A 22839-nucleotide genomic window follows, 5' to 3' on the forward strand; every position below is an offset into this window, starting at 1 on the left:
TGTCGTTCCGCCTTGAGGTCAGGCCTGTTAGGTAGGCTCATGTAAGCGATGGTAACTGGCATGGACGTCGAGATTGTGAGCGATAGCGAAGCATCGAAGCCGAACGCGAAGGGGCGGGGGCCCGGGCGCAGACTTCATGGCGCGATTGCGCACAAGCTGGGCACCGATATCTTGTCAGGCAAATACGCTCCGGGCGATGTCCTGGGCGGAGAGGTGGCCTTTGCAGAGGAGCTCAAGGTCTCCAGAAGCGCCTATCGCGAGGCCATCCAGGTGCTTACCGCGAAAGGCTTGGTTGCCAGTCGCCCCAAAGCGGGAACGCGCGTGCTTCCGCGGGACCGCTGGAACCTGCTCGACCCGGAGGTCCTTGGCTGGGCTTTTGCAGGAGAGCCGGACGTCGAGTTCGTGCGGAGCCTCTTTGAGCTGCGCGCCATCGTCGAGCCTGCTGCTGCAAGACTGGCGGCTCAACGGCGCGACAAAGCGGATCTCAAGACCATGAAAGACGCCCTCGCGGCGATGCGCACGCATACCCTAACCACTGAGCTGGGCCGGGCGGCCGATCGCGACTTCCATAACGCTATCCTTCAGGCGACGCGCAACGATGCGCTGAAGGTTCTGAGCGCAAGCATCGGTGCAGCGGTCAACTGGACGACGCAGTTCAAGCAGCGTTCGCGCGCGCTGCCGCGCAACCCCATTCCTGACCATGTGAAAGTCTACGATGCTATTGCCGCTGGCGATGCCAATGCGGCCGCAGACGCGATGAATGTCCTGGTGGATCTGGCGCTGGAGGATACGCGCAGTTCCATGGAGGGCTGACCTGTCTGATCCGCGCATAAAGAACCCCGACGGAATGATCCGCCGGGGTTCCTCTTGCGACCCCTTGAAGGGCTATTGGGACGTGGAATCGGGTTGCGCGACGGCGGGGGCCGGGTCGATCAACGCGTTGGTCGGCTTGCTGCCCCACAAGGCATAGAACAGCACGTAAAGCTCGCAGGCGGCCGTCAGAAGGAAGGAGTTCTGAAGGCCGTAGGTGTCTGCAAGCCATCCCTGCACGATCACCAATGCACCACCGGCGATGGCCATCACGAGCAAGCCCGAGCCTTCCTCAGTCAGCGGACCAAGGCCTTTGATCCCCAGGGTAAAGATCGTGGGGAACATGATGGAGTGGAACAGGCCGACCAGGATCAGGGACCACATGGCCACCGGGCCGCTCGCGAATACGGTGATCATCATCACCACGAACGCGCCGATGGAGAAGACCGCGAGCACCTTTGCCGCGTCATAGCGCTGCATGATCGCCGAGCCTGCGAAACGGCCGACCATCATGCCGCCCCACAGAATTGTCAGATAGCGCCCCGCATGCTCGTGGGTCAGGTTCGCGATATCCGGGCGGCTGACGAAGTTCACGAAGAGGTTGGCAACGCCAATCTCGGCAATCAGGTAGATGAAGATTGCCGGTACCCCGAAGACCAGATTGCGGTGGTGCCACAAGGACAGCTTCTTGCGCTCGTCCTTTGGCAGGCGAGCGTTGGCCGTTCCCATGGCTGGCAGCGGAAAGCGTGCGATGATGACCGCAAGCACGATCAGCGCCGCAGCAACGAGGCCGTAGGGCAGGATCACCGACTGCGCGTCGGCAAGCCGCTCCGCATCTGTGAGAACCGTTCCGCTGGCTGAGGTGCCGCCCTTGCTGCGCCCAAGGATCAGGTACGCTCCGAACAGCGGCGCCAGCATGGTTCCAGCCGAATTCATCGCTTGCACGAGGTTCAGGCGCGAAGAGGCCGTCTCGGGGCTGCCGACCACAACCACATACGGATTGGCTGCCACTTGCAGCAGCGTGATGCCGCTCGCGATGACGAAGAGCATGAACAGGGTGACGCCGTAAGACGGTATGCTCGCCGCCAGCATCATGCCCATCGAGCCTGCCGCCATGACAAGGAGCCCCGCAACCAGCGACTTCTGATAGCCGATCCGCTCGATGAGCTTCGCCGACGGGATCGATGCCACGAAGTAGGCCACGAACCACACGGATTCGATCAGAGTGGTCTGGGTATAAGTCAGGTCAAAGACGCTGCGCAGGTGTGGCAGCAGCGTGTTGTTGATGACGGTGATGAAGCCCCACATGAAGAACAGGCTGGCCAGCAGTGTCAGGGCGGGGCCGTAGCGAACGCCGGTCTGCGGGCCATGTTTCTCGCCCGCGGTTGTGGAAGAGACCACTGAAGGCATGTCCATCCTCTCGAATCTGAAGCCGGTTTCGGTTCGGCTTGCACTCTTTTCATTTGTCGGACTATATATGGCTTCAGCGCCCGTCAATGGGCAGCTCTCAGCTTGCACAATCTCATAAGGGAACACCGGGAATGAGGATACTCGCGAAGGCCCTCGCCGCATCGACGCTCGCCCTCGCTTGCGGCATACTGTCGCCGGCGGTCGCAGCGGACGCGACACAGGCGCCGGCCGGAATGCTGGCCGACGGCACTGCCGTGACTGCGATTACATTGCAGGCGGATAACGGGGTCTCGGCGACGATCCTCAGCTACGGCGCAACGCTTCAGAAGCTGATGGCGCCGGACCGCGAAGGGAAGGTCGAGGACGTCCTGCTCGGCTACGACGATCTAAAGGACTACGTCGATCACCCGAACTATTTCGGTGTGACGGTTGGCCGCTACGCAAACCGGATCGCCGGAGGGAGGTTCTCGCTGGACGGGAAGACTTACCAGCTTCCCTTGAACGACAAGACCAATAGCCTGCACGGCGGCGGCAAAGGGTTCGACAAAGTTGTGTGGAAGGTCGCGTCGATCAAGTCCGGGCCGGTCGCGAGAGCTGTTCTCACGCACACCAGCCCGGATGGCGACTCCGGTTATCCCGGCAAGGTGGACGCGACAGTCACCTATACGCTCGACGAAGCGGGGAACCTGGGCATTACGTTTGAGGCGAAGACGGACAAGCCTACCGTCATCAACATGACCAATCACGCCATCTTTGACATGGCCGGTCAGGGCTCGAACGACACGGCAATGGATCACCTGCTGACGATCCCAGCGGCCCGGTACACGCCTGTTGATGAAACCTTGATCCCGACGGGAGAGCTGAGGCGGGTTGAGGGCACCGTATTCGACTTTCGGCAACCACGTCCGATCGAAGACGGGCTGCGCAACGGCCAGAATCAGCAGATCGTCCACGGACGCGGCTACGACCACAACTTCGCTCTCGACAAGGGTGTCACCAGAACGCCGGAGCTTGCCGCGCGTCTGGAGGATCCAGGTTCAGGGCGTGTGCTTGAAGTCCTGACCACCGAACCCGGCCTGCAATTCTATTCGGGCAACTTCCTGGACGGTACGTTGGTTGGAAAGGGCGGTACACTGTACCGGATGGGTGATGGGATTGCGCTGGAACCGCAAAAGTTCCCTGACGCCCCGAACCACCCCGACTTCGCCTCCGCGCGTGTCGATCCGGGCAAGCCTTACCGGCACGCCATGATCTATCGCCTCTCCGTCTCGCGCTGACTGAAAACGAGCACCATGACCAACAGCCACAATCCCAAACTGCGTTCGCGCGCCTGGTTCGATAATCCTGAAAACGTGGACATGACGTCGCTCTACCTTGAGCGCTATCTGAACTTCGGCCTGAGCCTGGAAGAGCTGCGGTCGGGCAAGCCGATCATCGGCATCGCCCAGACCGGCAGCGACCTTTCACCCTGCAACCGTCACCACCTGGTCCTTGCCGAGCGGATCCGGGAGGGTATCCGCGAGGCGGGAGGCATCGCTCTGGAGTTTCCGGTTCACCCGATCCAGGAGACCGGCAAGCGGCCGACCGCTGGCCTGGACCGGAACCTGGCATACCTCGGCCTGGTAGAAGCGCTCTACGGCTATCCGCTCGATGGCGTGGTGCTGACTACCGGGTGCGACAAGACAACGCCTGCCTGCCTGATGGCGGCGGCGACCGTGAATATCCCGGCGATTGCACTCTCGGTGGGGCCGATGCTCAACGGCTGGCACAAGGGGGAGCGTACCGGATCGGGTACGATCGTGTGGAAGGGCCGGGAGATGCTCGCGGCGGGGGAAATCGACGATGAGGGCTTCATCAAGCTTGTCGCATCGTCCGCTCCGTCCACCGGGTATTGCAATACGATGGGCACGGCCACGACGATGAACTCGCTGGCCGAGGCACTGGGCATGATGCTGCCCGGATCGGCGGCGATCCCGGCACCCTACCGCGACCGGCAGGAATGTGCCTATCGCACCGGGAAGCGCATCGTCGAAATGGTGCATGACGATCTCAAGCCCTCAGACATCCTGACGATAGATGCCTTCCGCAATGCGATCGTAGTCAACTCGGCGATCGGCGGTTCCACCAACGCACCGATCCACCTTGCTGCGCTGGCGCGCCATATGGGCGTGGAGCTTGCGTTGCAGGAGTGGGAGACCCTCGGCCACAAGGTGCCGCTTCTCGTCAATCTCCAGCCCGCAGGCGAGTATCTGGGCGAAGATTACTACCGCGCGGGTGGCGTTCCGGCGGTTGTAGCGCAACTGATCGCAAACGGACTCATACGCGAGGATGCGCTCACGGTAAACGGCAAGACCATCGGCGAGAACTGCCGCTCCGCCACGATCGAGGACGAACGGGTCATCAAGGCTTTCGACCAGCCTGTACGGGAGGAAGCAGGCTTCCTGGTGCTGTCCGGCAATTTGTTCGATGCAGCGATCATGAAAACCAGCGTCATTTCCGCCGAATTCCGCGAGCGGTATCTGTCCAACCCGAATGATCCCGAAGCTATCGAGGGCCCCGCCATCGTCTTCGATGGACCGGAAGACTACCACAAGCGCATAGACGATCCGGCACTTGGCATCACGTCCGAGACCCTGATGTTCATGCGAGGCGCGGGGCCGATTGGTTATCCTGGCGCGGCAGAAGTGGTGAACATGCGGCCTCCCGCCTACCTCATTACCGAAGGGGTGAGTGCGCTGCCTTGTATCGGCGACGGTCGGCAGTCGGGTACATCCGGAAGCCCCTCGATCCTCAATGCCAGTCCGGAAGCAGCTGCCTTGGGAGGGCTCGCCTTGCTAGAGACTGGCGACCGGGTACGCATCGATTTGCGCAAGCGTACGGTCAACGTGCTGATTTCGGATGAGGAGCTCGCCACTCGGCGCGCGGCGCTGGAAGCGAAGGGGGGCTACGCCTACCCCGCCTCGCAGACGCCCTGGCAGGAGATCCAGCGCGCGCTTGTCGGCCAGATGAACACCGGAGCTATCCTCGAAGGCGCCGAGAAGTTCCAGCGGGTTGCCCAGACCATGGGGCTCCCGCGCGACAACCATTGAACAGATGGGAGAGATCCGTTGAGCCAATGGCACAAGATCGACCGCGATGTGCGCGACGAACTGGGGGAGGGGGTCACATGGAGCGCGCGCCAGAACGCCCTCTACTGGGTCGACATCCTGGCGCCAGCTCTCAACCGGCTTTCACTCGCCACAGGTGCGGTCGAACGGTGGGAGATGCCCGAACTGCTCGGCTGGGTGGTTGAAGACCAGAATGGGAACCTCATCGGCGGGTTTCGCAACGGCCTCGCGCGCATATCGCTAGAGCCGCGCGGCGCGACGCCAGTCCTCCATCCCGAGCCGCACCTGCCCGGCAATCGCATGAACGACGGCAAGGCTGACCCTCATGGGGCGATCTGGTTCGGGACAATGGAGATGGCCGAAGAGCATCCGCAAGGTTCGCTCTACCGGCTGGCGCCGGGCGGCAAGTGCGAACGGGTGGACAGCGGATACATGGTGCCGAATGGTCCGGCGTTCTCGCCCTGCGGGCACTGGCTGTATCATACCGATACCGCACGGCGCACGATCTATCGCTTCGCGTTCGATGGGCAGCGCATCACGGAAAAGCGGCCGTTCATCACCTTCGCGGAGGAGCAGGGCTATCCGGACGGCATGACCACCGACTGCGAGGGCGGGCTTTGGGTTGCTCATTGGGACGGCGGGCGGATTAGCCGGTTCACACCTGATGGCGCACTCGACCGTTCTATCGCTCTTCCCGCCCGACGAGTGACCAATATCTGCTTTGCCGGTGAACAACTGGAGCGGATGTTCGTGACCACTGCGGCAAAAGATTTGCCCGTTACCGAGTACCACGGCGCGCTTTACGAGGTCGATTGCGGGACGACCGGCCTACCTACCCATTCGTATGGGGACCGCCTCTAGAGGCGTTTACATGTCGTGCCGTCCCCTCTCACCGACAGAAGGTGCTGGGGTTTGGAAGAGCACGCATCCGCATGCTGAGAAGAGCGATCCGGCGCCGATCGCTGGGCGACAAGGTGCGATGAGCACGCCAATTCCTAGTCTTCAGCATCTTCGCGGCCGATCGGGTCTGGTCGCTCGAAGGAACCTGTCTCTGCAAACTTTCACTTTGCCGCAAAGTAGCAAAATATTCATTGTCTACTGAGTGAGTAGAGATATAGCTCGTCAGGAAAGGAGATGTGGACGTGACCTCTGTTCAGCTACCCCAACACACCTGCAAGCTTCCTGCCTCTTCTCGTGCTCTCGAAACGGCCCTCATTGCAGTCGAGGAAGCACTGACTCGTCTGCGTTACGGCGTTGTGCAGCTAACCGTTCATGACGGACGCGTGGTCCAGATGGATGTGACGGAACGCCAACGCTTCACCTGAGTATTGCGCTTCTTACGACAACACCACGCGCCTCGCTGCGCTCGCTCAAGCTCACCGTTGCAGACTGGACCACCGGATGCAGCCAAATCCCTATGTAGGACTTGGATCATGTATTCGTCTGTTCGTCATGCCCTGATTACCAGCACTGCACTTGTACTCGCTCTCCCCGCCTCAGCGCTCGCGCAGGCAGCACCTGCCGGCGAAGATTCGCGGCAGGTAGGAATTGGCTACGCAGCAGAAGATGCTAACGCTCAGCCATCCTCGGTCGGCACCGGCGCCCGAGGGAACGAAGCGATCGTCGTGACTGCCCGACGGCGTCAGGAAAGCGCCCAGGACGTGCCTATCGCCATTTCCGTCATTGGTGGCGAGCACATCGATAACACTGGCGCCTTCAACGTCGGTCGACTTCAGCAGTTGACCCCCACGTTGCAGTACTACTCCTCGAACCCGCGCAACACCTCGCTCACGATCCGCGGCATTGGCGCGCCGTTCGGGCTCACGAACGACGGCTTCGAGCAAGGCGTCGGAATTTACGTCGACGATGTTTACTACGCGCGTGTGGCGTCCTCGACGTTCGACTTCCTCGATGTCGCTCAGATCGAGGTGCTGCGTGGACCACAGGGCACTCTCTACGGCAAGAACACGACAGCGGGGGCCATCAACATCACCTCACGTCAGCCAACCTTCGAGATGGAGGGACGCGCCGAGGTCTCGGCGGGGAACTTGGGATTCCGTCAAGCGAAGGCGGCCATCTCGGGCCCGTTGTCCGACCGGGTCGCCGCCCGTCTGGCGATCTCCACGACTGGGCGGCGGGGGACGATCTACAACACAGCGACAGATCGGTGGATCAATGAGCAGGACAATCTGGGCCTGCGCGGCCAGCTGCTGTTCCGCCCGAACGACGATCTCGATATCACACTGTCCGGTGACCACAGTCGGCAGGATCCCGATTGCTGCGGTAGCGTTCTCGTCCGCACCGGAGCCACGCAGCGCCCGCTCAATCGCCAGTACGAGGCACTCGCCGCGGCACAGGGCTATGTCGTGAGTAGCCGCGATCCCTTCGATCGGCGGACAGACGTGGATGCGCAGCTCAACGCGGGCAACAAGATCGGCGGTGCCGCACTGCGCGCGAAGTGGAACGTGGGTGGCGGCACTCTCACTTCAGTGACCGCCTGGCGTTTCTGGGATTGGCAGCCGGCGAACGATCGCGACTTTACCGGGCTGCCGATCACCACTCTTTCGCAGAACCCTTCGCAGCAGGACCAGTACACACAGGAACTGCGATACAACTACTCGGGAGAGAAGCTCGATTTCGTGCTGGGCCTGTTCGGCTTCCACCAGAAGGTGCGCACGCAAGGGACAGAACAGCTTGGTTCAGCGGCCAGCCGCTGGCTCCTGAACCCCGGAAACGTCGCGGCCGGGTCGAATGGCTGCGGCACCAGCGCCAGCAATCGCCTGGCCTGCGACCCTTCGGTCCTGGCGGGGGTCACTGCCTACAATGATATCCGCCTTGATAACACGAGTGCCGCCCTGTTCGGTCAGGTCAGCTGGAAGCCGACCCACCGGCTGACGGTCCAGCCAGGCTTTCGCGTCAACTACGACAAGAAGAAGGGATTGTACGAGCGCGTCGTGTTCGACGGGGCCGGCAATCCGGTGCTCTTCCGCGATCCGCTCACCGGTGCTCCGATCACCGACATGCGGGTGGCTGCGCAGCGCGATCAGCTCACCCCGCAGCGGCTCGAGCCGCGCTATAGCGACTGGAACTTCTCCTACGATCTCAACGTGAACTACAAAGTCTCGCCCGACCTCCTCGCTTATGTTGCGTACGCGAAGTCGTTCAAATCCGGCGGGGTTAACCTCAACGGCGTGCCCAACGACGCAGCAGGAAACCCGCTGATTGCAGTAGGCGCCATCCAGCCTGAATCGATCAACCATTACGAAGCGGGCCTGAAGGCTCAGTTCCTGAACCGGCGCGGCATCCTGAATCTGGCGCTATTTCGAACCGACATTGAGGACTTCCAGGCTCTCGTGAACAGCGGTGCCGTCTCCACCACGCGAGGCTATCTCGCCAACGCGGAGAAAGTGCGCACGCAGGGCGTGGAGGCGGAGTTCTCATTCAGACCGAGCGATCGGATCACTGTCTATGCCAACGGCGCCTACACGGATGCGACGTATCGCGAGTTTGCGGGCGCACCCTGTCCGCCAGAGCTTTCGGGCGGCACCGCTGCGTCCGGCTTGCAGGTTCCCGGCGCCGCCGGAACGCCGGGCGGCCTCAGCCCGCAGAGTTGCGACATCTCGGGATCGCGCTTGCCTGGCGTGTCGAAATGGAGCTTCTCGTTCGGAGCCGAGTACAACCGCCCGGCCAACCTGTTGGGGCAAAGCGGCGAACTCTACCTCGGCTATGACGGCAATGCCCGCTCGCGCTTCTCGTCGAACCCGTCGCCGTCCGCATATACCTGGGTCGGCGGCTACTCACTGTCGAACTTTCGCCTGGGCTTTCGAAGCGAGGCCGGTTTCGATGTGTTCGGATGGATCAGAAACGCGTTCGATGAAAATTACTTCGAACTGCTCTCCGTCGCGCCCGGCAGCACGGGCCTGATTTCCGGCCAGCCCGGCGATCCGCGCACATGGGGCGGAACGATCAAGTATGACTTCTGACCGCCCTCTCCGCCAAGCACCCGTTCTCAGGGGTTCGCACAACTGCACTGGGGTTGACGAAATAGGAGAAATCCGAGGGTTTTCCCATCCGGCCCGTTCCGAAGGGTTCATGCCCCTCCGCAGGTCGTGGGGTATAGAAATGGGGTATCGGGCATCAGAAATGGGGTGTCCGACCGCCATGTTGAACGATGCCAAAATCCAGGCCGCCAAGCCGGGGCTAAAGACCTACAAACTTGCGGATGCACACCAGCTCTATCTCTACGTATCGCCTCAAGGTTCGAAGCTCTGGCGCATGAAGTTCAAGTTCGACGGGAAGGAGAAGACCCTGCGCTGGGGCAGTATTCCCTCGTCAGTCTTGTCGCTGCCCGCGAGATTTTGCCCGCCCGATGACGCGCCTCGCGCTTCGGCTCGTCGCGCTGACCGCCGTGCGTCCGGGTGTCGTCGCACCTTCTGTGGTTGACGACAGACATCCGAATAAGCCGTTGGAGGGTTAGTTCACCGGCGCTTGTATCCCGCCGGTACATGCGGCCCCGCATCAGTTATCGACGCGCCTTAGGCGGCATCCGAGATTTCTCCCGCACGATGTCCCTCAAGTGCCGGCACCAACACCTCTGCCACCGCTCCCCCATCAGGCAGGTTGCGCATGACGAGCGTGCCGCCATGTGCATCGATTGCGCTGCGGCAGATGGTCAGCGCAAGCTCCATGCCGCAATCCGTGGCAGTACGCGCTGGCGTTCGCATCCCTGATCATAAGGTCGCCGGACCGGTCTCGATCTACTGTATCGAAGGCGAGGTAGTAGTCGCCCTCGGCGCTGGCGAGCGCCGGATGGAAGCGCGCGATTGGCTCTACCTTGAACCTGGTGCGCCACACAGTATCCGAGGCATCGCCGACGGAGCGCTCCTCCTGACCATCTTATTTAGTACGCACCGCGCTCCATCGGGAGAGAGCACGGATAAGCCGGCTACAACTCTCTGAAGATGCGAAGCCACCGCGCACAAGGCAACCAAGATGGATGTTCCTCTGCCGCTCGGTTACAAGCTACTGGCAGACAAAGGAGGTAAGCGGCCGCCCGACAAGAGCACTGCATAAGCGAGGCATATAAATGATGGATGAAAAGTTGCAGCCCATTCTGGACGAGGTGCTCAAACGGAACGCGGGCGAGACCGAATTCCTGCAGGCGGTTCAGGAAGTGCTGGAGAGCCTGGGCCGGGTTATAGCCAAGCATCCTGAGTATGCCGACAACGCACTCATCGAACGGATTTGCGAGCCCGAGCGGCAGATCATCTTCCGTGTTCCCTGGGTAGATGATGAGAACCGAGTCCGCATGAACCGCGGCTTTCGCGTCCAGTTTAACTCGGCGCTCGGCCCGTACAAAGGCGGGCTGCGCTTCCATCCCTCGGTCAACATCGGGATCGTGAAGTTTCTAGGGTTCGAGCAAATCTTCAAGAATGCGCTGACAGGGCTTCCGATCGGCGGAGGGAAGGGCGGCTCTGACTTCAACCCCCGGGGCTGCTCGGACGCTGAGGTCATGCGTTTCTGCCAATCGTTTATGACGGAGCTTTATCGCCATCTCGGCGAGTACACTGACGTGCCGGCGGGTGACATCGGAGTCGGCTCACGTGAAGTCGGCTACCTTTTTGGCCAGTACAAGCGCCTGACCAATCGTTACGAGGCAGGCGTGCTGACTGGCAAGGGCTTGGTCTACGGCGGTTCACGCGCTCGTACCGAGGCAACCGGTTACGGTGCCGTTTATTTTGTGCAGCGCATGCTCGCGACACGTGGCAGCGACTTCGACGGCCAGCGGACGGTGGTCTCCGGGTCGGGAAACGTTGCGATCTACACGATCGAGAAGGTCCAGGAATTCGGCGGAAAGGTGATCGCGTGCTCGGACTCCAGCGGGTATGTCATCGATGAGAAGGGCATCGATCTTGAGCTGCTGAAGGATATCAAGGAGGTGCGCCGCGGGCGGATCTTCGAATATGCAGAGCTGAAGGGAAACGGCGTTCGCTACGTTCAGTCGGGATCGGTGTGGGATGTGCCGTGCGATGTTGCAATGCCTTCGGCTACCCAGAACGAACTGACCGGAAAAGACGCGAAGGCGCTGGTCAGCAATGGGGTAGTCGCAGTGGGAGAAGGCGCAAACATGCCCTGCACGCCTGAAGCTGTCCGCCTGTTCCAGAGCTCCGGCGTGCTCTTCGGCCCTGGCAAGGCAGTGAACGCCGGCGGCGTCGCTACCTCGGCCTTGGAGATGCAGCAGAACGCTTCGCGCGACAGCTGGACCTTCGAGCAAACGGAGGCACGGCTCGCAGCGATCATGCACGATATCCATGACCGCTGTGCGGCCACGGCTGAAGAGTACGGAACTCCTGGAGATTATGTGCTGGGGGCCAACGTTGCCGGTTTCATTCGGGTGGCTGAAGCGATGAAAGCTCTTGGCGTGATCTAAGGGGGCGAGGAGACTGCACTCTCTGCTGGAGACCTAGCTCCCAAGTCAGACGAGCAAGCATCCGCGGCGGGAGCGAAAAGCGTGCTTTGATCCTTGCCATGTTTCGGACGGGCGGGTCTTAAGAGCATATGGCCTCCGTCACCCTTGATGTCGCTCTGCTAGTCCTGGGCGTCCTGCTGCTCGCGACCGTATTCGCAGGATCACTGTCGAGCCGATTCGGCCTTCCAGCCCTTATCGGTTTTCTCGGCCTCGGAATGCTTGCAGGCGTAGACGGCCCAGGAGGTATTGGATTTGATGATTACGCGCTGACGCAAGGGATTGGCGTTGCCTGCCTCATTTTCATTCTCTTCTCGGGAGGACTGGACACCGATGGTCGCGACGCCCGTCGTGTTGCCGCTCCAGCACTGGTGCTTGCCACGTTAGGCGTAATGCTGAGCGCGGGAATGATGGGCGTCGCCTCGCATCTCATCATCGGCTTAGAACCTCTTCAGGCGTTCTTGCTGGGCGCGGTGGTTGCCTCGACAGACGCAGCGGCAGTTTTTGCCATTCTGCGATCAAGCGGCCTGGATCTTCACGGGGAAGTGCCGGCACTCATCGAGGTGGAGTCCGGATCGAACGATCCCATGGCCATCTTCCTTGTTGGCGCTGCCTTGCTGTTCATAGCTACGCCCGGCTCCTCGCCGCTCGCGCTTGTGCCGGACTTTGCTGTACAGATGACGCTGGGCCTGCTGATTGGAGCAGTAGCGGGATACTCGCTGCCGGAAGTGCTGAAGCGCTCCAGTTTCCGCCATGGCGGGCCAGCGTTCGTGATCTCGATCGCCGGCGCACTGATTGCCTACGGTCTCGCCGAACTGTTGGGAGGCAACGGCTTTCTTGCTGTCTACATCGCGGGCCTGGTGGCGGGGAACCGAGCCTATTCCGCCAAGAAGATCGTCTCGACTTTTCAGGACGGCATGGCATGGCTTGCGCAGGTAGCCATGTTCCTGACGCTGGGCCTGCTGGTGGCGCCTTCGAACCTGGTAGATGTCGTCGCACCGGGCCTCGCCATCGCGTTCGTTCTGATGTTCATCGCGCGGCCCCTGAGCGTCTTCATCTGCCTCGCCCCGTTTCGCCGCTTCGACTGGCGGGCGAAGCTGTTCGTTTCCTGGGCGGGCCTTAGAGGCGCAGTACCGATCGTTCTTGCGACATTCCCGATGGTTGCCGGTGTTCCTGGCGCGTTCACCATTTTCAACATCGTCTTTTTCGTTGTTCTCATATCGAGTACCATTCAGGGCCCGAGCATCAACTGGGTGGCCGCGCGGCTGAAAGTGGCGTTCGTGGACGGGCGTCCGGGCGGGATGGACGCTCCTGATCGGTAGGAACGGAGCTGAGTATTCGCCACGAGATGCACATTGCAGCGCGAGCGGCCATCGTGCCGCTGATCCTGATGAGCGGCACCGGGTGCAGTAAGAGCGCAGAAGAAGCGGACCTCGTATGGTTCACTTTGAATGGCGTGTCCTTCGAAGTGCCTTCGCACATGATCCGCTCCGTTCGATACAAAACGCCTGGCTTCGTTCGCATCAACGATTCTGACGGACCGATCGAGATCGCCTTCGACGCGCAACTTCAAGGCCGCACAGATCGGTACGGCGCGCCGTTGCTATTTTCGATTAATGACGGTGAGTACCCGGGGATTGCCCACGGCCGAAGCGCAGGTGGCGCCTTGGTAGTCTGCCGCTTCGCCGCCACAGCCGTCTTGGCGGTATGCGGCTCACAGATACAGTTTGGTGGAGCGGATTGGACGGTCCTGTTTCCCACGGGGCAGGTGGCCGAGGCAGACAAGTTCCGGCAGAGGGCTATAGCATTACTGCAGCGCTTCAGGGTTGAACAGCCCGGCGGCGTATCGTGACCTTATTGCCGGTAGCGATAGCAGCTGCAGCTTGCTCCCGGCGTCTCGCGCTGCAAGCGAAGACCTAGCGGGCAGCGCCTGATGATATTGCACGCAGTTGAGCGGTAAGCTCCAGCATCCGGTCTGCAATCGCGCGCTCACCCATGATGACGTAGTCTGCGCCATGCTGCCTCAAGTGTTCAATCTCTGCATCGGAATGAGCTTGAGCGATAACCAAAACGCTCGGATTGAGACTGCGGGCGCGTTCAGCAATTCCCCCCGCTTCGAAACCCTCCGGAATGGCAATCAGTAACTTGCTGGCTTGGCGAATTCCCGCCTGCTCGAGAACGTACGGATTCGTCGCGTTGCCGACGACGACAGTCAGACCGTTCGCCTCCGCTCGTCGGGCAACGTCTTGTTGTTCTTCGACAAGCACGAGGGCCCGTCCTGCCTCTCGGACCCCCTCGGCTAAAAGCCGCCCCACTCGGCCATAGCCGATCAGGATCAGATGCTCGGCTCGTGCGGCGTCGCGTTCGTTTTGGGGGGCGGCCGCCTCGTCGTCGAGGGATGGGTCCGCCTCGCCCAGGAGCTTCGTGGCGATAGCGAATATTCCCGGGTTGGCGAGTATCGAGATAATCGCTCCGCCGAGGATTAAATCTCGGGCTTCGGCAGGGATGAGCGCCAGATTGGCGCCAAGGCTAGCGAGTATGAAGGAGAACTCACCGATTTGAGCGAGAGCGGCAGAGACAACGAGCGCGGTTCGGGTTGAATGCCCAAATCCTTTGACGATGATAAATGCGGCGAGCGACTTACCGAAGATGATGATGGTGACGCTGGCTAGGAGAGGGATCGGCTGCTCAATCACAATGCCCGGGTTGAACAGCATACCGACGGACACGAAGAACAGGACTGCGAACGCGTCGCGAAGCGGCAGGGTCTCCTCGGCCGCGCGCCGGCTCAAGGGTGTCTCGCCGAGGATCATGCCTGCGAAGAACGCGCCGAGCGCGAAAGAAACAGCAAAGAAGAACGCGGCGCCAAACGCTACGCCGAGGGCTATCGCCAGGACTGCTAGACGAAACAGCTCCCGTGAACCCGAGTGTGCCGCCCAGTGAAGGACTGAAGGGATCACCCTTTTGCCGATCAAAAGCATGACCGCGACAAACCCGAGAACCTTCAGCACGGACTCTCCGACAGTGTAGGCTATGTCGGCAATTGCCAAATGGTCGCCGTCTCGGGTGCTTGCGAGAACTGGCAGCAGGACGATCGCCAGAACCATCACGAGGTCCTCGACGATCAACCAGCCGACGGCGATACGTCCTTGCTCTGTCTGCAGCAAATTGTGGCTCTGGAGGGCCCGTAGCAGCACAACGGTACTTGCGACGGAGAGCGAAAGACCGAATACCACACCCGCACTAGGGGACCACCCCAAGGACAGTGCCAAAGCGAGACCAAGGGCAGCGGCAAGGGTGATCTGCACGATCGCACCCGGAACGGCGATGTTCCTGACCGCTAGCAGGTCTCGCCGAGAGAAATGGAGACCAACTCCGAACATCAGGAGAATGACGCCAAGCTCCGCAAGCTCGTTGGCGAGGTTGGCGTCCGCCACGAACCCTGGCGTGAACGGGCCGATGAGCACGCCGGCGAAAAGGTAGCCAACCAGGGGTGAGATCCGCAGCCGGTGTGCAACCGCTCCCATTGCAAAAGCGAGTACCAGCCCAGCGACAATCGTTCCGATGAGTGGCGAGTGGTGGGGCACTAAGTTTCCCATCGAGTTCATGTGTATCGGCTAGCTGCGCGGTGCACCAGCCGGACCGGCCCACGCCGACCCCGCACCAATGCTCAGCCCTCAGATTGCTAGCATCATTCCAAAGCCTATGCCGATCACGACCACCGCTGCCCAGAATATCTCAACACCAGAAAGACGGTCCAAGTGATCCGATTTCAGTTTCTGATACTGCGCGTTCAGGTGAGGGTTGCTGGCTAGATTCCCGACGTCCCATGCGGAGGCTTCCTTGCGAAACCAGTGAAGCAACTCAGCAAGTGTGTCAGAGTCAACGTGACGGTATTGAGCAAGAGCGGCTTCTATCCGCGCCTGCCGTTGGGCGGTAGAAGCGCTGTGAGATGATGTCTTCATAGTGTCTGGTCCTGAAAGGCCGGTAATAAGCACCCTCGCGGGCGCCTGCGATCAGTTCAGGTCAGGGGTGGAGCTCTCGGCGCCGGTTCTCGCGTCAGGATCGTTCGTGCTGGCGGACCGGTGGAGTCCGGACGAGGCGCCGGCAGGCTTTTCCAAATCGGAGAGGACAGGTCGGACGACGGCGTCGCCACTGCGGATAGTAGCAGTGGCGCGATGGCGTCAGGACCAGCATCTGAGCGCCTGGAAGAGGCGACGGCGACATCAGAAGTTGCGGCGCTGAAGGCCGAACCGCGATCGCGCTCAATCCCACGTACTGGTTCTCCTACCTGCAAGCCGATGGTCGCCAGCAGCAGCAGCGACAGCAATCGGGCAAAGGCCAAGCGAGGCAGCCGGATAAGCACGGGCAACATGTAGACGAACGTTGACCGACCAGCAATGCGTACGCGCATGCGAGATGTTCGACGCTCTGGTAACCTTGATTGCTGCTGCAGGATGCATCCGGTCGAACCCGTTACCTCCGCATCGTCCGCCGGAATCCCGACATGCCTGCCGAACGTCAACTTTCGGCAGGATGCCGTTGAAAAAGTCGCCTGCTGGCAGGGCGGAGAAGCGGGTCCGCTGCAAACGAATGGTGTTGCTGGACCTCAGGCTGTGGCAGGCTGACTGGCGAGGCTGATCTTGGCCAGCTTGCGCAGGTTCTGGGCGGCTGCGGCGAGGGTGAAACTCGTCTCGAGCACCGTTGGGGCCACGTAACCGCAGCCGGTCGAGCCGCAGGATGCGCTTTAGGTGAGCGAACAGCATTTCGACTTTCTTGCGCTCGCGGCGCGAGGCGATCCATTCGTCCTCTTGCGATAGGGATCGTGCCAGATCTCGGGCCCCCTCACGGGAGCCTTCATGATCGCGGCCGAGCGGAATAGGTGGATGTCTCTGAGTCCCAACCGAGGTTTGACCCTCTACAAAGCTGACGAGATCGTCCGGGGTATGGCTGAGCGGGATGAGGAACGCTGGGTTAGGTCCAGCAGAACTCGGTCTCGTTCAACCAAAGCGAATGGAGCAATGCAGCAAGCTTGCGGGCGACAGCCGTTCTGGCACGCCGAGCGCCTTTGGTTTCTGCCATTTTCCTACCCCATTGCTGGAGAGCGAAAGGTCGGTTCACTTGGGACAGAGCGACGTTGGCGGCTTCGTAGAGCGCCTTGCGCAACATGGGATCGCCGGCCTTCGATATATGGCCGCTCGTATCGCGTTCCCCCGATTGACTCCGTCGAGGTACAAGCCCCGCATAGGCGCCGACATCATCGCTTCTTGCAAAACGGTGCGTATGTTCAATGGTGGAGGTGAAGGTCAGTGCGGTGATCGGTCCTACGCCAGAACGCTCATCAACCGGACGCACCACTTCATCCGTCTTCGCCCGGTCATTCAGCAGACTATTGGATGCCTGCAACTGTTCCTCAATGCTCTCGATCGAGGCAATGAGCGGGGCGAACAGGGCTTTCAGATCAGGGCACTGGGCATAGGAAGCTAGTCAGGCGTTCTGCACGTCGTCCTGGTGTTCGGGCGGTGCCCATACGCAGCCCAAACAGCTTCAGGAGCCCGCGCAGCTGATTGGCCATGGACGTCCGCGCCGTAATCAGTTGTGCGCGGATGCGCAGAGCAGCCCTGTCGATGTGAGTGGCAGAGGCCTTCATATGTACGCGTTTATACCACCCGGTACGAGCCAGCTGCGCGAGGCCCTCCGCATCGTGAACATCACTTTTGTTCACGCGCGCAGAAAGGACGCCCTTTGCGTGCCTCGCACAAATGCATTCTATCGCGACACCACGTTCGACCAGTCCGTGATACAGAAACGTCGATAGCGTCCCTGTTTCCAGCACAACGCGCTCGAGACTTGCGCAGTGCCGGTTAAGCCATTTGGCCAGGGCATCGGGATCGCTGGCGGCAACATCACGCCGCAACACCTTACCATCGACATCCACCACGCAGATATGCGTGGTCTTGTCACTCACATCCAACCCTGCATAAATCGACATCGGCTAAATCAATTACGCGGTGTCCCAGGAGCGCACGGCAGCAGCCGGCCCATGTCCGGCCGTTCCAAGTCGCTGCAGCAACGACTGCTTTCATTGAAACCGGCCATTCGCATCACTGACCCCGCCTGTGGGCAACGCGCCTCGACCTCAGCCGTTGGAGCGTCGCAAGGCCGGTCCTGCAAGTCGTAAGTTCATCTCCGATGTCAGCTCGTCTCGGGCTAGCAACTTTGGCGCCACTGACGACGACGCGATCCGGACCTGCGGCTGAGGCCTTTCAGCAGCGTTCGCAACCAACCCTCACGGCCGCCGTTCCCATGGTGACAGAGGCGGTGAGCGCAATGGCGCGACAGCCACAAGCCGAGGCGGCTCATCCGCGTTGATCGGTTCGCTTGAGACACGACGAAGGGGATCATTGATGACCACGAGACGCAGCTTACTCGGCGCTGCAGCCGGACTCGTAGCGGCCGCCAGCGTGCCAACTGCGCGGGCGCAATCGGGCAGACCTGCACCGCTCCCAAGCAATGATTCCAGCGGCAGGCGTTTTCGTCCCAAAGGCAAGCTGGGAATGGGCGGAACCCAGGTCGGCAGCAATCATTTCCGCACTCCTGCCGAGCAGGCGGCCATGACCTTGCAGGCCTCCTGGGACGAGGGCGTGCGCTACTTTGATACCTCGCCCTGGTACGGGCTGGGCTTGTCCGAAAGACGCTTCGGCACGTTCTTCGACGACAAGCCGCGCGACGAATGGGTGCTTTCCACCAAGGTCGGGCGCGTGCTCGTTCCCGATGCGCGCGTTGCGGGAAGAAAGGTCGGCAACTGGGCGCAGGTCCCGCCGATGCGCCATGAATACGACTACACTGCCGCTGGCGTTCGCCGGTCTATCGAGCAAAGCCTGCAGCGCATGGGGCTTTCGCAGATAGACATCGTTTTCGTGCATGATCTGTCGCCGGACAATGGCGACATGGGCGAACGCTGGACCGAGTATTTCGAGCAGGCGCGCACCGGTGCCTTTCCCGAACTGACCCGGATGCGGGAGGAAGGCATCATCAAGGGCTGGGGCATGGGCGTGAATACGCTTGAGCCGATCCTGCGCTGCCTCGAAGTAGCCGATCCGGACATTCACTTGTCGGCGACGCAATACTCGATTGCCAAGCACGCGGACGCCTTGAACCGATTGATGCCCGAGGTGAAACGGCGCGGGGTCTCGCTGGTTTCCGGCGCGCCGCTCAACGACGGTTTCCTTGCCGGCAAGGAGCGTTTCAATTACGGCCCCGTTCCCGCCGACATGCGCGCCAAAAGGGCTCGTATCGCGGCTCTAGCGCAGGAGCACGGGACCGATCTGCGCACCGCCGCACTCCAGTTCGTGCTGGCGAACCCGAATTTTTCATCCATCATCCCCGGTGCGCGGTCGCCCACCCAGGCGATCCAGAACGCGAACTCGGTTCGGGCGAGCATCGCGCCCGAGTTCTGGGCCGCGCTCCGGCGGGAGCGGCTCATCGAAGCAAACGCACCGGTGCCCGCATGATCTTGCCTCGTTTGCAGGCGCCAGCCTTGGGATGACCGCTGACTCGGCCGGTGGCGCCTAGGGCGGCGCTTCGTACCCCCGCGTCGGGACTCCTTTAGGAAGTCATTCCGGGTTGCAAACGATACCGGGTGCGCGGCAAGGCACGGCGGTGCAGATATTCAATCCCAGTGCAGGTCGCCGCCTCCTTTTCGTCTTGGTGATCCTGAGCGGCAGCTTCCTGCTCTTCCTGGTCCAGCCGATGGTGGCCCGCATCGCTCTGCCACGGCTCGGCGGAGCGCCGGGCGTGTGGAACAGCGCCATGCTGGTGTTTCAGCTGCTGCTCCTGGGCGGCTACGCTTACGCTCACGCGATTTCCCGGTTCACCATTCGGCGGCAGGCGTGGATCCATCTGGGTCTCCTGTCGCTATCCACGCTGACGCTGCCGATCACCTTGGTTCAAATCCCTCCGCCCGCGCCGGGTTGGGAGGTTCTGTGGGTGCCCGCGCTCTTTGCCGCGACCGTCGGGCCTGTCTTCCTGCTGCTTGCCTCGCAGGCCTCGCTGATGCAGCGCTGGTACGCGGCGGGATCCGGCTCCAGCAACCCATATCGGCTCTATGCCGCCTCGAACCTGGGCAGCTTCGCCGGCCTGCTGGCCTATCCGTTCTGGATGGAGCCGGAGATGACGCTGGGCGAGCAGAGCCGGGCCTGGGCGCTGGGCTATGTGGTCCTGATTGCGCTGGTCGGCGTGGCCGCGGCCACTTGCTGGAGGGCGCGCGATGGCGTCGACACCTCGGAGCGAGACGAGGCAGTCGAGCCGATTGGCCGGTCTCGCCTGCTGCTCTGGCTGGCGCTGGCGGCCGTGCCATCGGGGCTGATGCTCTCCACCACCACGCTGCTGACCACGGATCTGATGGCGATGCCGCTGCTCTGGGTCATTCCGCTCGGCTTCTACCTACTGAGCTTCTCGGTGGCGTTCTCCGACGCGGGCGATTGGGCGCGAATTCTCAGCCGCGCCGCCCCGGTTCCGCTGCTGCTGGTTGGCGGCCTGGCGATGATCTCGGGCGGGCAGGCGAATCCGGCGATCGCCATCGCCATGGTCGCCCTGCTCTTCGTGCTGTCCGTGGCGCTGCACGGGCGGCTCTATGCCCTGCGTCCGCCTCCGAACCAGCTGACCTACTTCTACCTCGTCGTGGCCGCAGGAGGCGCTCTGGGCGGCACGTTCACCGCGCTGGTTGCGCCGGTGCTGTTCGACTGGGTGTACGAGCATGCAATCCTGCTGCTCGCCGGAGCGTTGCTGATCCCGCAGTTCCCCCTGCTGCCGTTCCTGGGGCGGTTCTGGCAGACAGGGCAGCGGTCCGGTGCAGCCGCGGTGCTGATCGTGCTTGTCGCGGCGATCCTCGCCTGGCGCCTCGCCGCCGCCGTCGATGTGGGCCTTGGTTCGCAGATCCTGCTGCTCGTCTGCGCGATGATCGCGCTCGGCCTTGTGCTGATCGGAAAGCGCTGGGCCTTTACGGCCGTGCTGGCCTTGCTCATGCTCGGCCATGGCGGGCTCTCGACACTCGAACTGAGCGCGGCTGGAGCCCGGTCTCGCAGCTACTTCGGCGTCTATACCGTTCAGGTTTCCGACGATGGCCGCACCAGACAGCTGACGCACGGGACGACGATGCACGGGCGGCAATGGCTTGATGCAAGCCGCCGCCATCAGCCGACTGCCTACTACGGCCGCAGCTCGGGCGCAGGCGTGGTGCTCGCCCAAGCGAAGCCTGACTCGCGTGTCGGCGTCGCAGGGTTGGGCGTAGGGACGCTTGCCTGCTACCGCAAACTTGGGCAGAATTGGACTTTCTTTGAGATCGACCCGCAAGTCGCGCGCTATTCGCGCAATGGCACCTTTACCTTTGTGACCGAATGCGCGCCTGAAGCCGACATCGTCATCGGAGACGCGCGGCTGGAACTGGCCGCAGGACCCGCTCACCGTTTCGACGTCCTCGTCGTCGATGTCTTCACCTCGGACGCAATCCCCATGCACCTCCTGACGCAAGAGGCTTTCGGCACGTATGGCCGCGCACTGTCCGACGACGGACTGCTGCTCGTGCATGTCTCCAACCGCTTCGTGAACCTCGCCCCGATGGTGTCGGCGCTGTCCGAAGCCGCAGGATGGCATGGGCGCATGCGGCGGGACACCGATGACCTGAGCGAAGGCTTGTCGCAGTCCGAATGGATCGTGCTGGCGCGCAGCAAGGAACGGCTGGATCACCTGGAAAGCGCCAGTCCCCTGCCGTGGGAAGCGCTGCCGCCGGCTGCTTCGCGGGCGTGGACGGATGATAGCGCCTCTCTGATTCCGCTGCTTCGCCGCTAGGACTTCCACGGGTTCGTCGCCGCCATTGTTTTCTGGACAGGGGGCGCAAAGCCAGTGCTGGGTTTATCCGGAGCGCTTCCTATCTCGGAGCGATGACCCGTTTCTCAAGCTCTGCCGTCCTGCTATGTGCCGCATCGGTGATTGCCTGTTCGCCGCCGTCCGCGACAGACTCCGGTGCGTCGTACACGGTCTCCCGGATGGCCCAGCCGGAGACCCGCGGGCTCGACCCGGAAGCCATGCGAAAGACGGTTGCTGCGGCCGAGGCATTGCCGCGTCTCCATGCACTGATAGTGGCGCGCCATGGCGAGATTCTGGCCGAGCACCGATTTCGCGGTTCACCCCTCGACCGGCCCGTCAACATAAAGTCTGCTTCCAAGTCGGTCCTGACGGCATTGGCCGGGATCGCCATCGAACGCGGGGTTCTCAAAGGGACGGAGCAGAAGATCGCGCCAATCCTGCGCGCGGACATCGGCGCAGACGCCGACCCGCGCGTCGAGGATATCGAAGTCGGGCACCTGCTTACCATGCGAGCGGGGCTGGATCGCACCTCGGGGCCGAACTACGGTGCGTGGGTCGCCAGCCCCAATTGGGTGCGCTACGCGCTCTCGCGCCCCTTCGTGGATGAGCCGGGCGGAAGGATGCTCTATTCGACCGGCTCCTCGCATCTTCTTTCTGCCGTACTGACGCGCGCGTCGGGACGAAGCACCCACGCCTTAGCGCAGGATTGGCTGGCGCGGCCGCTCGACATCAGCCTTCCGCCTTGGCCACGCGATCCACAGGGGATCTATTTCGGCGGCAACGACATGTTGATGTCGCCAAAGGCTCTGTTGCGGTTCGGGGAACTCTATCGCCAGGACGGCGTGATCGACGGGAAGCGCATTCTTCCCCACGGTTGGGTGGAGGAAAGCTGGCGGCCGCGCACGACGTCTCCCTGGAGCGGCAACTCCTATGGTTACGGTTGGTTCTCGGAGGAGCTGAGCGGACACCGCGTCCATTTCGCCTGGGGCTATGGCGGGCAGATGCTGTTTGTCGTTCCCGACCTGGAACTGACGGTGGCGATGATTTCCGATCCCTCGCCCCACCCCAGAAGCGAGAGCCATGTGCCACAACTCCATGCTCTGCTTGCACAAGGGATCATCCCAGCGGCCGAGCGCGGTGCGGCAGCTGAGCGTTCCTAAAGTCTAGCTTAGTGATCTT

Annotated in this window: 19 protein-coding genes and 1 pseudogene; 13 read left to right on the forward strand and 7 right to left on the reverse strand. The window is 61.9% G+C overall.

The genetic code is table 11. The features are described from left to right. Nucleotides 1–60: 60 nt before the first annotated feature. Nucleotides 61–813 (forward strand): FadR/GntR family transcriptional regulator, encoded by a 753-nt coding sequence (locus tag ABUH87_RS16010; RefSeq protein WP_367775107.1) that lies wholly within the window; start codon nucleotides 61–63, stop codon nucleotides 811–813. A gap of 72 nt (nucleotides 814–885) precedes the next feature. Here ABUH87_RS16010 and ABUH87_RS16015 read toward each other — a convergent pair whose 3' ends face one another. Then, the gene (locus tag ABUH87_RS16015) at nucleotides 886–2220 is read right to left on the reverse strand and encodes a sugar MFS transporter (protein ID WP_367775108.1); all 1335 of its coding nucleotides are present in this window, start codon (nucleotides 2218–2220) and stop codon (nucleotides 886–888) included. Nucleotides 2221–2351: 131 nt separating this feature from the next. Between ABUH87_RS16015 and ABUH87_RS16020 the strand changes: the two genes are divergently transcribed. From ABUH87_RS16020 to ABUH87_RS16045, 6 genes are all read left to right on the forward strand, one after another. Continuing rightward, nucleotides 2352–3497 carry an aldose epimerase family protein gene (locus ABUH87_RS16020; RefSeq protein ID WP_367775109.1) on the forward strand — a complete coding sequence of 382 codons (1146 nt, stop codon included), beginning with the start codon at nucleotides 2352–2354 and terminating at the stop codon, nucleotides 3495–3497. 15 nt (nucleotides 3498–3512) lie between these two features. Further along, the gene (locus ABUH87_RS16025) at nucleotides 3513–5309 is read left to right on the forward strand and encodes an IlvD/Edd family dehydratase (RefSeq protein WP_367775110.1); all 1797 of its coding nucleotides are present in this window, start codon (nucleotides 3513–3515) and stop codon (nucleotides 5307–5309) included. Nucleotides 5310–5327: 18 nt separating this feature from the next. Next, the gene (locus ABUH87_RS16030) at nucleotides 5328–6188 is read left to right on the forward strand and encodes an SMP-30/gluconolactonase/LRE family protein (protein ID WP_367775111.1); all 861 of its coding nucleotides are present in this window, start codon (nucleotides 5328–5330) and stop codon (nucleotides 6186–6188) included. 281 nt (nucleotides 6189–6469) lie between these two features. Beyond that, the gene (locus ABUH87_RS16035) at nucleotides 6470–6652 is read left to right on the forward strand and encodes a YezD family protein (protein WP_367775112.1); all 183 of its coding nucleotides are present in this window, start codon (nucleotides 6470–6472) and stop codon (nucleotides 6650–6652) included. 108 nt (nucleotides 6653–6760) lie between these two features. Continuing rightward, the gene (locus ABUH87_RS16040; RefSeq protein ID WP_367775114.1) at nucleotides 6761–9310 is read left to right on the forward strand and encodes a TonB-dependent receptor; all 2550 of its coding nucleotides are present in this window, start codon (nucleotides 6761–6763) and stop codon (nucleotides 9308–9310) included. A 178-nt stretch (nucleotides 9311–9488) separates the two neighbouring features. After that, nucleotides 9489–9770 (forward strand): Arm DNA-binding domain-containing protein, encoded by a 282-nt coding sequence (locus ABUH87_RS16045; RefSeq protein ID WP_367775115.1) that lies wholly within the window; start codon nucleotides 9489–9491, stop codon nucleotides 9768–9770. 92 nt (nucleotides 9771–9862) lie between these two features. Here ABUH87_RS16045 and ABUH87_RS16050 read toward each other — a convergent pair whose 3' ends face one another. Continuing rightward, nucleotides 9863–10015: a hypothetical protein gene (locus ABUH87_RS16050; protein ID WP_367775117.1), complete on the reverse strand. Its 153-nt coding sequence runs from the start codon at nucleotides 10013–10015 to the stop codon at nucleotides 9863–9865. A gap of 398 nt (nucleotides 10016–10413) precedes the next feature. Between ABUH87_RS16050 and gdhA the strand changes: the two genes are divergently transcribed. The 3 genes from gdhA to ABUH87_RS16065 all read left to right on the forward strand — a co-directional run bounded on the left by gdhA (nucleotide 10414) and on the right by ABUH87_RS16065 (nucleotide 13645). Continuing rightward, complete coding sequence (gene gdhA / locus ABUH87_RS16055; protein WP_367775119.1) at nucleotides 10414–11757, forward strand: NADP-specific glutamate dehydrogenase; 1344 nt, start codon at nucleotides 10414–10416, stop codon at nucleotides 11755–11757. Between the two features lie 128 nt (nucleotides 11758–11885). Further along, nucleotides 11886–13115, forward strand: a complete 1230-nt coding sequence (locus ABUH87_RS16060; RefSeq protein WP_367775121.1) for a potassium/proton antiporter — start codon at nucleotides 11886–11888, stop codon at nucleotides 13113–13115. A 26-nt stretch (nucleotides 13116–13141) separates the two neighbouring features. Then, entirely contained in the window at nucleotides 13142–13645 is a 504-nt protein-coding gene (locus ABUH87_RS16065; protein WP_367775122.1) for a hypothetical protein, read from the forward strand. A 64-nt stretch (nucleotides 13646–13709) separates the two neighbouring features. On the opposite strand, the gene ABUH87_RS16070 is transcribed toward ABUH87_RS16065, so the two are convergent. The 5 genes and pseudogenes from ABUH87_RS16070 to ABUH87_RS16090 form a co-directional block, all read right to left on the reverse strand. Further along, nucleotides 13710–15380 carry a cation:proton antiporter domain-containing protein gene (locus ABUH87_RS16070; protein WP_367775182.1) on the reverse strand — a complete coding sequence of 557 codons (1671 nt, stop codon included), beginning with the start codon at nucleotides 15378–15380 and terminating at the stop codon, nucleotides 13710–13712. 90 nt (nucleotides 15381–15470) lie between these two features. Continuing rightward, nucleotides 15471–15758 carry a hypothetical protein gene (locus ABUH87_RS16075; protein ID WP_367775123.1) on the reverse strand — a complete coding sequence of 96 codons (288 nt, stop codon included), beginning with the start codon at nucleotides 15756–15758 and terminating at the stop codon, nucleotides 15471–15473. Between the two features lie 644 nt (nucleotides 15759–16402). Further along, nucleotides 16403–16640, reverse strand: a pseudogene (locus ABUH87_RS16080) (transposase); the annotation flags it as partial. A 127-nt stretch (nucleotides 16641–16767) separates the two neighbouring features. Continuing rightward, complete coding sequence (locus tag ABUH87_RS16085) at nucleotides 16768–17199, reverse strand: transposase (protein ID WP_367775124.1); 432 nt, start codon at nucleotides 17197–17199, stop codon at nucleotides 16768–16770. A 55-nt stretch (nucleotides 17200–17254) separates the two neighbouring features. Continuing rightward, nucleotides 17255–17785 carry an IS110 family transposase gene (locus ABUH87_RS16090; protein WP_367775125.1) on the reverse strand — a complete coding sequence of 177 codons (531 nt, stop codon included), beginning with the start codon at nucleotides 17783–17785 and terminating at the stop codon, nucleotides 17255–17257. A 415-nt stretch (nucleotides 17786–18200) separates the two neighbouring features. Here ABUH87_RS16090 and ABUH87_RS16095 point away from each other — a divergent pair, with 415 nt between their 5' ends. From ABUH87_RS16095 to ABUH87_RS16105, 3 genes are all read left to right on the forward strand, one after another. Beyond that, the gene (locus ABUH87_RS16095) at nucleotides 18201–19307 is read left to right on the forward strand and encodes an aldo/keto reductase (RefSeq protein WP_367775126.1); all 1107 of its coding nucleotides are present in this window, start codon (nucleotides 18201–18203) and stop codon (nucleotides 19305–19307) included. A 148-nt stretch (nucleotides 19308–19455) separates the two neighbouring features. Continuing rightward, on the forward strand, nucleotides 19456–21642 hold the full coding sequence (locus ABUH87_RS16100) for a spermidine synthase (RefSeq protein ID WP_367775127.1): 2187 nt from the start codon (nucleotides 19456–19458) through the stop codon (nucleotides 21640–21642). Nucleotides 21643–21734: 92 nt separating this feature from the next. Then, nucleotides 21735–22820 (forward strand): serine hydrolase domain-containing protein, encoded by a 1086-nt coding sequence (locus tag ABUH87_RS16105; RefSeq protein WP_367775129.1) that lies wholly within the window; start codon nucleotides 21735–21737, stop codon nucleotides 22818–22820. Nucleotides 22821–22839 lie beyond the last annotated feature (19 nt).

Source organism: Novosphingobium rhizovicinum, from assembly GCF_040813635.1.
Classification (GTDB): Bacteria; Pseudomonadota; Alphaproteobacteria; order Sphingomonadales; family Sphingomonadaceae; genus Novosphingobium; species Novosphingobium rhizovicinum.